This window comes from Phaeobacter sp. JH20_37 (assembly GCF_048056015.1).
Lineage (GTDB): Bacteria > Pseudomonadota > Alphaproteobacteria > Rhodobacterales > Rhodobacteraceae > Phaeobacter > Phaeobacter bryozoorum.
In genome coordinates, this window is record NZ_JAYMWW010000015.1 from 26,185 (window position 1) to 39,112 (window position 12,928).

The following is a 12,928-nucleotide window of genomic DNA, read 5'->3' on the forward strand; positions in this document are numbered from 1 at the left end:
CGGATGAGCTGGCTGGCAACACGCAGCATCGAACGGGCGTCCATCGCGGTTGCGGTGACTGAACGCGAGACCTGCCTCAACGCTCCCGACGACGTTTTGATGACACGGGGCAGCCTGTGTCTGGATCTGTCGCTGGACGAGGCCAGGCCGAGCGGCGACCTGCTGCTGCTGGACCGTTCAGTGGATGATTGCGAAGGTTGGCCGCTGCTGTTGCGGCTCAGACGCAACCTGGGCCGCGGCGTCACCCTGACGCTCAGCCAGCCCGGCTGCCATCTGGACCAACGCATCCTCGCCCCGAACCCTTCGGGCAGCGAAAGCAACGCGGCACGTCTGATCTATTCCTGGGATAGTCTGGCACGCTGGGGGCGACTTGCGCTGATGACCGCCTCGGGGAGCACTATCGCAACGGCCGACCTGCAGGCGCCGCCACCGCTGCGCATCGGCGATGCAAGAACGCTTCTCGCAGCGCTGCCCGCCTCAGCCGAGGCCTGCGGCCTGCTTTCCGCCTCTCTCAGCAGCGAAATCGTACAGATGGCACCACTGGGCGGGCTGGAGCCACACACCAAGGTTGCCACGCCGGACGGCAATATACCCTTGGGGCAGCTGCAACGCGGAGATCTGGTTCTGACACCCGAAGGAGAAGCTGTTCCGGTCCTGCATCGGCTAGATCGCCGCGTCCCCGCGATTGGCCATGATACGCCCCTGCGACTGCGCGCACCGTTCTTCGGGCTGACAGATGACCTGCTGCTGGCGCCGCAGCAGCCACTGGTGGTCTCGGGAACCGATGTCGACTACCTTTTTGGTCGTCCAGACGTCCGTCTGACTGCGGCGATGATGCTGGGGACTGCGCTGGTAACGCAAGCTGATACCGATCCTACCGATGACCCTCAGGCTCCCTGCCCGCTGGTCGATCTGGCGCAGCTCATCCTGCCACGCCATGAGCGTTTCATAGCGGCAGGCACCGCGGTCGAGAGCCTTTATCTGGGGCGTTTGCGCCGCAACCGCGCCGCCTATGACGCCAGCGCACTGGCGCATCTGGACCGCAATACGATTCCCGAACATGCGGCGGACCCGGCCCCGTTACTGCGCAGCTTTGATGCCGCAGTTCTGGCAGAACGACGCATCGCCTGACCACGACGCTTGCCTGAGCCTGTGGGACATTCTAAGGACAAAACGAATGATGTCTCATAGGGTCCTATCGTTCAGTTGCGCCGTTTTCTTGCTCCATTTTTCCTGATCTATCTGCTGTGGGGGCTGGCAGCGGCCGCCGAGACTCTGACTGTCAGCACGGTCACGCGCCCGCCGTTTTCGATGACAGAGGGTGATCGCGACACCGGGTTTTCCATTGATCTGGTGCGCAGCCTGAGCGACCGGCTGGGCTGGGATTATCAGCTGGTTCGGACAGATACATTCGGCGAAATGCTGGATCTGGTGCGCAGCGGCCAGGTGGATATGGCAGCGGCCAATATTTCGATCACCTCGGCACGCGAAACCGAAATGGACTTCAGCCACCCGATCTTCGAAAGCGGTCTGCGGATCATGGTAGCGGCCGCCGATGTCCGTGCGCCCTCATTGATCCGGGTGCTGTTTTCCGCCGACCTGATGATTGCAATTGCAGTCGCTGTGGTCCTGCTGATGGGGGGCGGGATGCTGATGTGGGGCCTGGAGCGACGTGCCCAGCCCTATTTCGACCGCCCACTGAAAGAGGCCTGGTTCCCCTCCTTCTGGTGGGCGCTGAACCTCGTGGTCAACGGCGGCTTTGAGGAACGCGTCCCACGCACCCCGATTGGGCGCATATTTGGCGTTATCCTCGTCGTCTCATCCCTGTTCGTAGTGTCGCTTTTCGTGGCCAAGATCACAGCTGTCATGACGGTCGAGGCGATCAGCGGGTCGATCAACTCAGTGAATGACCTCTATGACAAGGACGTCGGCACACTCGACGGCTCTACGGCGGCGCGGTTTCTCGAACGCCGTGACATCAGCTATCGCGGATATTCGGATCTGGCGTCCTTGCTGAAGGATTTCGAAAGCGGTGAGACCAGGGTTGTCGTCTTCGACGCCCCGGTTCTGGACCACTACATGGAAGGCGAAGGTCGTCTGCATGGCCGCGCCGTCGGACAGGTATTCCTGCGCGAGGACTACGGCCTGCTGCTCCCCGATAGCTCCGAGCATCTGGAAGATATCAACCGCGCGCTGCTGGCCCTACGCGAAAACGGCGAATACGACGATATCTATCGAAAGTGGTTCGGCAAGGCGCCCTGACCTGACAGCCTGGCACCCCGTCGCCGTTTAGGCGGCAGTCTGGTCGGCTGACGCGAGGCCTGCGTGCTAGTGCAGGGTTGCAGGCCCGTCGTCAAAAAAGGGCGTCATCTGCGCAACGATCACCGAATTCTCATCCAGTGCACGTTGCATCAGCTCACGTTCCTCATCCGAGATGTCGTGATCCTCGGCCTCGCGATCGGCCAATGTGCCATAGCCGGTGACATCCAGCGGCGCGGTATCGGCCTGCTTCAGAATTGCAACGGTTTCACGCACGGCTTCAGCCTCATCCACGCCAGAGGCATAGATCATCAGGGCGGCACCAGTGGCCCCTTCGGGCAGACCATCACCTTCCTTGCGACCGATCTGAACCACAAGCGTGTAGACCTGCTGACGGGAGATTTTCTTTTTTTCCATGCGCTCGCCATATCCCTGCGGCATGGGTTTGGTCAATACGGATCGCCGCTTGGTCGGCCGATCTAATAGCGGCTGCGCATCTGGTAGCCGGGATGGAAACTCATCCGAACAAAGGTGACCGGCTGGGCCTGAAACCAGGTCGACCGCTCCATCTGGAACAGTGGCGCGCCAACCGGACAGGCAAGATACTCGGCCAATTCAGCATCCGCAGCAATGGCACCAAAGCTCAGCTCGGCGGTGGAAAACGGCACCTCGGCGAGCAGCCATTCATTTGGTCCGACCGCACTAAAATCGGCCTCTGTCACCTTTGGCACCGCGGCGATATTGATCCAGCGATCTTCATATTGGAACGGCTGGTTGTCGCCATAGTGCATGGCGCGCACGTGCAAAACGGGCGACGCTGGTGCCAGTTGCAATTGCGATGCCAGCCAGCCCGGCGCCGGACCCTCTCTCCGGTGGACCAATGCGTAACGGTAGGTGGCATTTCGGTCCTCGACCAGCTGCCGCGTTAGCGTGATCTCCAGCTTGGCTTGTTTCACGGGTAACATTGCCACCCGCGTTCCGCTTTTACGCTTGCGGTCGATGATACCTCGCTCCGCCAGCTCACGCAGCGCACGGTTCACAGTGGCGCGGGCACATCCGAACTCCTCAGCCAGTTCCTGCTCTGTCGGCAACAGGTCGCCCTGCGCCCAGACCCGGTCCTGAATGCGTTTCAGCACGTTGTCACGGACATCCTGAAAACCCATTTTTGTCCGTTCTACCATACCTGTCCCCCAGTCTGCTCGACCACTACTCCAGCAGCCAGCGCGCAGCAGTGTCTTCTGTTAAAGCGCGTCAAGGAGCGCAGCAACCGCTGAGGCATAAGCCGCGATGATCTGATCCCGCTTTGCATGGCGCCCGCCGCTGACGACATGACGCCCTGCAGACCAGACATCGCTGACCACGGAATCATCGGAAGCAAAGCAAAGACCATCAAGGAACTGGTCCGGGCGCAGCGCACATAGTGAGACATGCGTCGTATCAAAAGCCATCAGATCCGCCAGAGCACCGACTTCCAGACGACCGGCCTCGCGGCCAAGCGCCTGCGCACCACCCTCGGCCGCACCCAGATATAGGGTCGTTCCGACGGACCCCTCTTGCGGTACCATCACATTACGCGCCAGATCCCGCAGCCGCTGCGAATATTCAAGCATGCGCAGCTCTTCCGACAGGGAAATCCGCACGTTGGAATCTGATCCGACACCGAAATGCCCTCGGTGGCTCAGAAACGCCGCACCGTTGAAGGGACCGTCGCCCAGGTTGGCTTCGGTAATCGGGCAGAGGCCGGCCACGGCACCGCTCTGCGCCAGATCGCGGGTTTCCTGCGCTGTCATATGGGTCGCATGGATAAGGCACCAATCTGCGCCGACACCGCAATTCTCCAGCAACCACTCTACCGGTCTCGCTCCCAGCCAAGTGCTGATATCGGTCACTTCCTGCGGTTGCTCTGCAATATGTATATGCACCGGCGCGCCCGACCGCAGCGACAGGACCTCTTTCAGATCCTGTGGTGCGGTTGCCCGCAGCGAATGCGGCGCAATGCCGACACGCGCATCTGACGGCAGGCTCTTCGTCACCATCGAACGACAATCGGACAGAAGGTCCGCATAGCGCGCCACATCATTGCCAAACCGCTGCTGACCCCCGGAAAGAGGCACCTGCCCTGCCCCGCCATAGCTGTATAAAACCGGCAGATGGGTCAGTCCGATCCCGGTCAGGTCCGCCGCCGCAAAGACGCGATTGCTCAACTCGCCCAGCGCGGCATAGGGCCGTCCCCCGGATTGGTGGTGCACATAGTGGAACTCCCCAACCGAGGCATAACCCGCCTCCAGCATTTCCATGAAGACCAGTCCAGCAATCGCCTCATAGTGTTCGGGTGTCAGGTGATCGACAAATTGATACATCAGCTTGCGCCATGACCAGAAACTCTCTTTCCCCGAGACGCGCGTTTCGGTCATGCCCGCCATGGCCCGCTGGAAACTGTGAGAATGCAGATTGGCGAGGGCCGGGACCAGCGCCATGACACAATGATCCTGAGGCTGTGCAACCGCGCCGGGTTCAAGCATGACGATCCGGCCATCCGCAACCGTAAATCGCAGATCAGTGACCCACCCCTGAGGCAGGCGCGCGTGGTGTGCAAATATTGACTGCATTTGCCCCTCTTATGTATAGACATAATAATGTTATATACATACATTCATATCATCAAGCTTTTTGCGAGGATGCCATGAACAGCCCCCGTTCCTATCTGATCTGCGACGCTACGCTAGCCACGATGGCCGATAGGGACGCCCCCTACGGTCTGATCAGAGACGGTATCGTCGCAGTGAAAGACGGCAGCATCCAGTGGGTCGGCCCAGAGGATCAGCTGCCAGAAGACTATGAAAACTGGGACCGTGTCTCGATGGGCGGGCGCCTGATCACACCGGGTCTGGTCGACTGTCACACCCATATCGTCTTTGGCGGCAACCGGGCGCTGGAGTTTGAAATGCGCCTAAATGGGGCCTCTTATGAAGAGGTCGCACGCGCTGGGGGTGGCATCGTTTCGACCGTTTCAGCCACCCGCGAGGCGTCGCTGGAGCAGCTGGTACAGGGCGCGCTTCCGCGTCTGAATACGCTGATTGCTGAGGGTGTCACGGTGGTGGAGGTGAAATCCGGCTACGGGCTGGACCTGACCACCGAACTCAATATGCTGCGCGCCGCCCGCCGTCTGGGCGAACTGCGGGATGTGACGGTGAAAACCACCTTCCTCGGTGCCCATGCCACCCCGGGCGAGTACAAGGGCCGCGATGACGACTACATCGATCAGGTCTGCATCCCCGCCCTGCGCGCCGCCCATGCGGAGGGGCTGGTGGATGCGGTTGACGGCTTCTGCGAAAACATCGCGTTTTCTCCTGCGCAGATCGAACGCGTGTTCAAGGTCGCGCAGGAGCTGGGGCTGCCGGTAAAATTGCACGCCGAACAACTGAGCCATCAGGGCGGCACCGCGCTGGCCGCGCGCTACGGCGCGTTGTCAGTCGATCACGTGGAATACGCCACCGAGGACGATGCCAAGGCGATGGCCGCCGCGGGCTCCGTCGCGGTGATCCTGCCGGGCGCGTTCTATACCATCCGCGAAACCCAAGCGCCGCCGATTGAACATTTCCGCACCCACGGCGTGCCGATGGCGCTGGCGACCGACTGCAACCCCGGCTCCTCGCCGCTGACCTCGCTCCTGCTGACGATGAACATGGGCTGCACCCTGTTCCGGATGACCCCGGAGGAGGCGCTGGCAGGCGTCACCCGCAACGCCGCCCGCGCGCTGGGGCTCACGGATCGCGGCCAGATTACCGCTGGTATGCGCGCCGATCTGGCGGTCTGGGACGTGGAGACGCCCGCAGAGCTGGCCTACCGCATCGGCTTCAACCCGCTTTACACCCGTATCTATGAGGGCACCCTATGATCGAGATGATTCAGATGGTTCCGGGCACAGTGACCCTGGCCACGCTGGAAGATATCTACCGCAACCTGACCCCGGCCAAGCTGGATGCCTCCGCCCGCGAACCGGTGGAGGCTGCCGCGAAAATGGTGGCAGACGCCGCAGCGGGGGAGGAGGCCGTCTATGGCATCAACACCGGTTTCGGCAAGCTCGCCTCGACCAAGATCGCACCGGCCGATACCGCCACCCTGCAGCGCAACCTGATCCTCAGCCATTGCTGCGGGGTAGGGGAGGCGCTGCCGGAGGACAAGACCCGGCTGATGATGACGCTGAAACTGCTGTCCATGGGCCGTGGTGCGTCTGGCGTGCGCTGGCTGGTGATCGAGCAGATCGAGCAGATGCTGGAACGCGGCGTGGTGCCGGTGATCCCGTCGCAGGGCTCCGTCGGCGCCTCCGGCGACCTGGCCCCGCTGGCGCATATGGCGGCGGCGATGATCGGGGCAGGGGAGGCCACATTTGAGGGCACCCGCATGTCCAGCGCGGAAGCGCTGAAAAAGGCCAGGTTAGAGCCTATTGTGCTCGGCCCCAAGGAAGGCCTGGGGCTGATCAACGGCACCCAGTTCTCCACCGCCTGCGCGCTGGCCGGGCTGTTTGACGCCTGGCGCATGGCTGAGGCCTCGATGGCGATTGCATCACTGACCACCGACGCCATCATGGGCTCCACCGCGCCGCTGGTGGCCGACATTCACACCCTGCGCGGCCATGCCGGGCAGATCGACGTGGCCCGCGAAATGCGCGCGATCATGGACGGATCGGAAATCCGCGAAAGCCACCGCGAGGATGACACCCGGGTGCAGGATCCCTATTGCATCCGCTGCCAGCCGCAGGTGGTGGGCGCGGCGCTGGACGTGCTGCGGATGGCCGCCAAGACGCTGGAGATCGAAGCCAACGCGGTCACCGACAACCCGCTGGTTCTGGTGAATGAGGGGCGGATCGTTTCGGGCGGCAACTTCCATGCGGAATACGTGGGCTTTGCGGCTGACCAGATCGCGCTGGCGGTGGCGGAAATCGGCGCCATCGCGCAGCGCCGGGTGGCCTTGATGGTGGACCCGACGCTGAGCCACGACCTGCCGCCGTTCCTGACGCCGGACCCGGGTCTCAACTCCGGCTTCATGATTGCCGAAGTGACCACCGCCGCGCTGATGAGCGAGAACAAGCACCTGGCCAACCCCTGCGTGACCGACTCGACGCCCACATCGGCCAACCAGGAGGACCACGTGTCGATGGCGGCCCATGGCGCGCTGCGTCTGGGACGGATGAACGCCAACCTGTCGGTGATCCTGGGCGTCGAAATGCTCTGTGCTGCGCAAGGGGTGGAGGCGCGTGCGCCGCTGCAGACCTCCGCACGGTTGCAGGACGTGCTGGCGATGCTGCGGGCCGATATCCCCGCGCTGGCAGAGGACCGCTATCTGGCGCCGGATATTGAATCCGCCAGCGCCATGGTCCGCGCAGGCCGGGTTGCTGAGGCCGCTGGCGTGAAGGTGGCGGCATGATCGACGTGACCCAAGGCAGCTCGCCGCTGGTACTAGGCTTGCCCCACACCGGCACCGATGTGCCAGCGGAAATCTGGGAGTGTCTGAACGAGACGGGCAAGGCGCTAGCGGACACAGACTGGCATATCCATGACCTCTATTCCGGGCTGGCAGAGGACATCACAACCGTCCGTACGCCAAGCCACCGCTATGTGATCGACGTGAACCGCGATCCGGGTGGTATCAGTCTCTATCCCTGGCAAAACACCACCACTCTGGTGCCGCTCACGGATTTTGACGGGCTGCCGATCTGGCGCGAGGGCAAGGCGCCGGGTGAGGCGGAAATCGCGCGCCGCCGCGATGCCTACCACGCCCCCTATCACGCGGCGCTGATGGCGGAGCTGGAGCGGGTGAAGGCGAGCCACGATTTTGCGATCCTTTATGACTGCCACTCGATCCGCGGCGACATCCCGTTCCTGTTCGAGGGCCGCCTGCCGGATTTCAACGTGGGCTCCAACATGGGACAGACCTGCGACCCTGAAATCGAGGCGCTGACCGTGGCCCATTGCGTGGCGGCGGAGGGTTATACCTCCACCCTCAACGGGCGCTTCAAAGGCGGCTGGACCACCCGCCATTACGGGCGGCCCGCGGACGGGCTGCACGCGATCCAGATGGAACTGGCGCAGGCCACATACTGCCAAGAAAGCCCGCCCTGGACCTATCTGCCGGAGCGCGCGGAACAGCTGCGCGCCCATCTCACCCGAATTCTGACTGATCTCAAAAACTGGAGGCCCTCGGCATGAGCGATCCCCGCAAGAACACCCGCGACATCTTCCCGCCCACCGGCCCGGAAATCACCGCCAAGTCCTGGATGACCGAGGCGCCGATGCGGATGATGATGAACAACCTGCACCCCGACGTCGCCGAAAACCCGCATGAGCTGGTGGTTTACGGCGGCATCGGCCGCGCCGCGCGCACCTGGAAGGATTTCGACCTGATCGTCGAGACCCTGAAGAACCTGGAAGAAGACCAGACCCTGATGGTGCAGTCTGGCAAGCCGGTTGGCGTGTTCCAGACCCACAAGGATGCGCCGCGGGTGCTGATCGCCAACTCCAACCTGGTGCCGCATTGGGCCAATTGGGACCACTTCAACGAGCTCGATAAGAAGGGCCTGATGATGTACGGCCAGATGACCGCTGGTTCGTGGATCTATATCGGCACGCAAGGGATCGTGCAGGGCACCTATGAAACCTTTGCCGAGGCCGGCCGCCAGCATTATGGCGGCGACCTCAAGGGCAAATGGATCCTGACCGGCGGCCTGGGCGGCATGGGCGGCGCGCAGCCGCTGGCAGCCGTGTTTGCCGGTGCCTGCTGCCTGGCGGTGGAGTGCAACCCCGACAGCATCGACTTCCGCCTGCGCACCAAATACCTGGACGAGAAGGCCGAAACCCTGGACGAAGCGCTGGAGATGATCGAGCGCTGGACCGCGGCGGGCGAAGCGAAATCCGTGGGCCTTCTGGGCAACGCGGCAGAGATCTTCCCCGAACTGGTCGAGCGCGCCAAGGCGGGCGGCATCCGCCCCGATATCGTGACCGACCAGACCTCTGCCCATGACCCGGTCAACGGCTACCTGCCGCTGGGCTGGACCATGGGCGAGTGGAAGGAGCGCCGGGTATCGGAGCCGAAAGCGGTGGAAATGGCCGCCCGTGCCAGCATGCGCGTGCAGGTGAAGGCGATGTGCGATTTCCACGCGATGGGCGTGCCGACGGTGGATTACGGCAACAACATCCGCCAGATGGCGCTGGAGGAGGGGCTGGAGAACGCCTTTGACTTCCCCGGCTTCGTGCCCGCCTACATCCGCCCGCTGTTCTGCAAGGGCATCGGCCCGTTCCGCTGGTGCGCGCTGTCGGGCGATCCGGAGGACATCCGCAAGACAGACGCCAAGATGAAGGAGCTGTTCCCGGAGAACGAGGGCCTGCACCGCTGGCTCGATATGGCGCAGGAACGCATCGCGTTCCAGGGGCTGCCGGCGCGGATCTGCTGGATCGGCCTCGGCGACCGCCACAAGGCGGGCCTTGCCTTCAACGAGATGGTCCGCAACGGCGAGCTGAAGGCGCCGGTGGTCATTGGCCGCGACCATCTGGATTCGGGTTCCGTGGCCTCCCCGAACCGCGAGACCGAGGCGATGATGGACGGCTCCGACGCGGTGTCCGACTGGCCGCTCTTGAACGCTCTGTTGAACACCGCCTCCGGCGCCACCTGGGTGTCGCTGCACCACGGCGGCGGCGTTGGCATGGGCTTCTCGCAGCATTCCGGCGTGGTGATCTGCTGCGACGGCACCGAGGACGCCGACCGCCGCATCGGCCGCGTGCTGTGGAACGACCCGGCCACCGGCGTCATGCGCCATGCGGATGCAGGCTATGACATTGCCAAGGACTGCGCGCGCGAACACGGGCTGAACCTGCCCGGTATCCTCTAACGCCAATGGGGCTCTGCCCCTCGGCCTAACGGCCTCACCCCGGAGTATTTGGAGAAAAGTGACAGCTCGGCCTACCTGTCATCTTTCCAAAAATACTCTGGGATCCGAGCCAAGGCCCCGGCGATTAGCACAAATAAAAACGCGCCCTGTGGGGCGCGTTCCATGAGCTCGAACTGCAGGGATGGGATCAGTCGCGCAGCAGCTCGTTGATCCCGGTCTTGGATCGGGTTCTTTCGTCTACGCGTTTCACGATCACTGCACAGTAGAGGTTGACGCCATTTTTTGAGGGCATGGAGCCCGCGACCACCACCGAATAAGGCGGCACTTCGCCATACATGACTTCACCGGTCTCGCGGTCCACGATCTTGGTTGATTGGCCGATGAACACACCCATTCCAAGGACAGATCCTTCACGCACGATGCAGCCTTCAACCACTTCGGAGCGCGCGCCAATAAAGCAATTGTCTTCAATGATGGTCGGGCCTGCCTGCATCGGCTCCAAGACACCGCCAATACCGACACCACCGGAAAGATGAACATTCTTGCCGATCTGAGCGCAGGAGCCAACGGTTGCCCAAGTGTCGACCATCGTGCCTTCGTCGACATAGGCACCAAGGTTCACGAAGGATGGCATCAGGACCACGCCGGGGGCGATATAGGCCGATTTGCGAACAACGCAGTTGGGAACGGCCCGGAATCCCGCCTCTTTCCATTCGGATGCGCGCCACCCTTTGAACTTGCTATCGACCTTGTCCCACCACCCAGAACCCTGGGGGCCGCCGGATTGCTCTTCCATATCCTTGATGCGGAAGCCCAGAAGAACGGCTTTCTTGGCCCATTGATTGACATGCCAATCCCCGTTGTCCTGGCGCTCGGCCACGCGCAGTTTACCCGAATCCAGGGCGTTCAACGTGTCTTCGATAGCCTCGCGCTGCTCACCTGTGGTGGCGGATGTGATGGTGTCACGGGCCTCCCAAGCGGCCTCGATTGCGGTTTCCAGCTGGGCGTTGGACATCTGGGGTTTCTCCGGCGTGTGGTTGGTTTCGCCGCTACATAACCTCATTTTACTCCGGGGTCATGTGCGGATTGCGTCAATATCCCCACCCGCAGCGGCCAATCGTGGCGGCAGCGGCGTGGTTCTAGCGGACCCGCCGCAGATGGCGGCGTAGAATATCGCAGGCGGTGGTTACATCCCGACGTCGCATGGCCTGCACGATCAGCGCATGATCGGTGTCGACACGTTGGCTCCAGCGGTGTTTCCAATTGGCAAAAAGATGACGAGCCGAGGCAATATGCAGGTCGTCAATTGTCGCCAACAAACGCGGCATTGCACAGGGCGACAAGATGACCCGGTGAAAGGCGCGGTTCTTTTGCTCCCAATCGGCCATGTCTGTTGCGGCATCGCAGGCGAGTCTTGCGGCGTCTGCCGCTTCCAGCTCCGAGGGTCCCAGATGGGCAAAGGCGTTTTGCAAGGCCAGCAGCTCGAGCGAGACGCGCATTTCGATGACTTCGCGTATTTCCGAAGGGTCCAATGCTGTCACCCGCATGCCACGCCGTGGAATCGACTGGGCAAGTCCGTGCGCCTCCAGTCGCAACAGGGCCTCGCGCACCGGAACGTGGCTGGCGTTGAACTCGCGTGCAATATGGTCCTGACGCAGCTTTTCGCCGGCAGGCAGAGCGCCGGTCACGATCCGTTCGCTCAGCGCGTGGTAAATTCGGTCGGAGATCGTAGCGCTCATGCAGCGTCGCTCCGACGTCGGGGCTCGATCACAGATCCCGGCCCAGCGCTATGCAGGATCATGAGGTGCCTCCAACTGGATCATTGGCGATATTGCCACCGCAGAGCAGCACCGCAACCCGCTCACCTGCTGCCGGCTGGTAGATGCCGCTGGTCAGAGCAGCCAATGCGGTTGCCCCTGCCGGCTCCACCAGCAGGCGGCGTTCCTGCCACAGCGCCGTCTGGGCCGCGGTGATTGCATCGTCGGGCACCGTCACCGAGGTCACCGCATGTGATTGAGTCTCAGCCAGCTCGTAGCAGATATTGCCGATCCGCCGCGCGCCGAGAGCGTTTGCAGCCACGCCTGAAACCTCAACATCGACGGGCTTGCCTGCGGCAAGCGCGCTATTTAAGGCCGAACTGGTTTCCGGCTCAACCGCCACGATCTTCTTCGATCCGCCGTACCAGGCCATGGCGCCCGCTATCAGCCCGCCTCCGCCCACCGCAATCAATAGCGTGTCAGCCACGAGCCCCTGTGCGTCCCATTCCGCAAAGCAGGTACCCTGCCCGATAACCGTTGCCGGTGCGTCATAGGCATGGACCTGCATTGCACCAGTCCGCTGCTCGTAGGCCTGCGCTTTCTCAAGGGCATTGGCATAGGCGCCCGGAACAACCTCGAGATCCGCGCCGCAGGCTCTGATCAATGCGATCTTTGCCGGGCCAGCCATTTCCGGAACATATACACGCGCGCGAAAGCCGAGCCTCTTGGCAGCGTAGGCGACCGCCGCGCCATGATTGCCGCCGGATGCAGCCACCAGCCCAGCCTCCGGCACCGATCCGCCCAAAAGCGTGTTGAAGGCACCACGCGCCTTGAAGCTGCCGGTGTGCTGCATATGCTCCAGCTTCATCATGATCGGATGGTCGAAGCCGAAGCCGACGGTTTCCAATATCGGTGTGCGCTGAATATAAGGGCGGATCCGCGTTTCAGCGGCGCCAATATCTTGTGTCCAATGCATGAGCAGTCCTCTTGTCCCGTCGGCGCGCTGACCGTAAGCCCTGTGCCAGCT

12 protein-coding genes are annotated in these 12,928 nt (G+C 62.6%); 6 read left to right on the forward strand and 6 right to left on the reverse strand.

The window, feature by feature from the left end; translation table 11 throughout:
• The first annotated feature begins 3 nt into the window (after positions 1-3).
• Both VWZ87_RS13120 and VWZ87_RS13125 read left to right on the forward strand, forming a co-directional pair.
• Positions 4-1,131 carry a Hint domain-containing protein gene (locus VWZ87_RS13120; protein WP_416534291.1) on the forward strand — a complete coding sequence of 376 codons (1,128 nt, stop codon included), beginning with the start codon at positions 4-6 and terminating at the stop codon, positions 1,129-1,131.
• Positions 1,132-1,206: 75 nt separating this feature from the next.
• Entirely contained in the window at positions 1,207-2,262 is a 1,056-nt protein-coding gene (locus VWZ87_RS13125; protein ID WP_416534292.1) for a transporter substrate-binding domain-containing protein, read from the forward strand.
• A gap of 66 nt (positions 2,263-2,328) precedes the next feature.
• Here VWZ87_RS13125 and VWZ87_RS13130 read toward each other — a convergent pair whose 3' ends face one another.
• From VWZ87_RS13130 to VWZ87_RS13140, 3 genes are all read right to left on the reverse strand, one after another.
• Positions 2,329-2,676, reverse strand: coding sequence for a hypothetical protein (locus VWZ87_RS13130; protein ID WP_340547219.1), 348 nt, complete (start codon positions 2,674-2,676; stop codon positions 2,329-2,331).
• A gap of 62 nt (positions 2,677-2,738) precedes the next feature.
• Positions 2,739-3,440: a GntR family transcriptional regulator gene (locus tag VWZ87_RS13135; RefSeq protein ID WP_340547218.1), complete on the reverse strand. Its 702-nt coding sequence runs from the start codon at positions 3,438-3,440 to the stop codon at positions 2,739-2,741.
• Between the two features lie 60 nt (positions 3,441-3,500).
• A complete protein-coding gene (locus VWZ87_RS13140; protein ID WP_416534293.1) occupies positions 3,501-4,868 on the reverse strand; it encodes a formimidoylglutamate deiminase in 1,368 nt (455 codons plus the stop codon).
• Positions 4,869-4,942: 74 nt separating this feature from the next.
• On the opposite strand from VWZ87_RS13140, the gene hutI reads away from it, so the two are divergent.
• The 4 genes from hutI to hutU are packed head-to-tail and all read left to right on the forward strand — an operon-like array spanning position 4,943 to position 10,144.
• Positions 4,943-6,157, forward strand: coding sequence for an imidazolonepropionase (gene hutI, locus VWZ87_RS13145; RefSeq protein ID WP_416534294.1), 1,215 nt, complete (start codon positions 4,943-4,945; stop codon positions 6,155-6,157).
• 5 nt (positions 6,158-6,162) lie between these two features.
• Complete coding sequence (gene hutH, locus VWZ87_RS13150) at positions 6,163-7,686, forward strand: histidine ammonia-lyase (RefSeq protein ID WP_416534499.1); 1,524 nt, start codon at positions 6,163-6,165, stop codon at positions 7,684-7,686.
• Positions 7,683-8,468 carry an N-formylglutamate deformylase gene (hutG, locus tag VWZ87_RS13155; protein ID WP_416534295.1) on the forward strand — a complete coding sequence of 262 codons (786 nt, stop codon included), beginning with the start codon at positions 7,683-7,685 and terminating at the stop codon, positions 8,466-8,468. The genes hutH and hutG overlap by 4 nt, the downstream gene beginning before the upstream one ends.
• Positions 8,465-10,144 carry a urocanate hydratase gene (hutU, locus tag VWZ87_RS13160; protein WP_416534296.1) on the forward strand — a complete coding sequence of 560 codons (1,680 nt, stop codon included), beginning with the start codon at positions 8,465-8,467 and terminating at the stop codon, positions 10,142-10,144. Before hutG ends, hutU begins: the two co-directional genes overlap by 4 nt.
• 187 nt (positions 10,145-10,331) lie before the next feature.
• Here the strand turns inward: hutU and dapD are convergent, their stop codons facing one another.
• From dapD to VWZ87_RS13175, 3 genes are all read right to left on the reverse strand, one after another.
• Positions 10,332-11,159 (reverse strand): 2,3,4,5-tetrahydropyridine-2,6-dicarboxylate N-succinyltransferase, encoded by an 828-nt coding sequence (gene dapD, locus VWZ87_RS13165; protein WP_340547212.1) that lies wholly within the window; start codon positions 11,157-11,159, stop codon positions 10,332-10,334.
• A gap of 124 nt (positions 11,160-11,283) precedes the next feature.
• Positions 11,284-11,883, reverse strand: a complete 600-nt coding sequence (locus VWZ87_RS13170) for a GntR family transcriptional regulator (protein WP_416534297.1) — start codon at positions 11,881-11,883, stop codon at positions 11,284-11,286.
• Positions 11,884-11,941: 58 nt separating this feature from the next.
• Entirely contained in the window at positions 11,942-12,877 is a 936-nt protein-coding gene (locus VWZ87_RS13175) for a threonine/serine dehydratase (protein ID WP_416534298.1), read from the reverse strand.
• Positions 12,878-12,928 lie beyond the last annotated feature (51 nt).

Coding starts and splice junctions, on each gene's coding strand:
- VWZ87_RS13120 (WP_416534291.1), top strand. CDS start 4: ATGAGCTGGCTGGCAACACGCAGCATCGAACGGGCGTCCATCGCGGTT.
- VWZ87_RS13130 (WP_340547219.1), bottom strand. CDS start 2,676: ATGGAAAAAAAGAAAATCTCCCGTCAGCAGGTCTACACGCTTGTGGTT.
- VWZ87_RS13135 (WP_340547218.1), bottom strand. CDS start 3,440: ATGGTAGAACGGACAAAAATGGGTTTTCAGGATGTCCGTGACAACGTG.
- VWZ87_RS13140 (WP_416534293.1), bottom strand. CDS start 4,868: ATGCAGTCAATATTTGCACACCACGCGCGCCTGCCTCAGGGGTGGGTC.
- hutI (WP_416534294.1), top strand. CDS start 4,943: ATGAACAGCCCCCGTTCCTATCTGATCTGCGACGCTACGCTAGCCACG.
- hutH (WP_416534499.1), top strand. CDS start 6,163: ATGATTCAGATGGTTCCGGGCACAGTGACCCTGGCCACGCTGGAAGAT.
- hutG (WP_416534295.1), top strand. CDS start 7,683: ATGATCGACGTGACCCAAGGCAGCTCGCCGCTGGTACTAGGCTTGCCC.
- hutU (WP_416534296.1), top strand. CDS start 8,465: ATGAGCGATCCCCGCAAGAACACCCGCGACATCTTCCCGCCCACCGGC.
- dapD (WP_340547212.1), bottom strand. CDS start 11,159: ATGTCCAACGCCCAGCTGGAAACCGCAATCGAGGCCGCTTGGGAGGCC.
- VWZ87_RS13170 (WP_416534297.1), bottom strand. CDS start 11,883: ATGAGCGCTACGATCTCCGACCGAATTTACCACGCGCTGAGCGAACGG.
- VWZ87_RS13175 (WP_416534298.1), bottom strand. CDS start 12,877: ATGCATTGGACACAAGATATTGGCGCCGCTGAAACGCGGATCCGCCCT.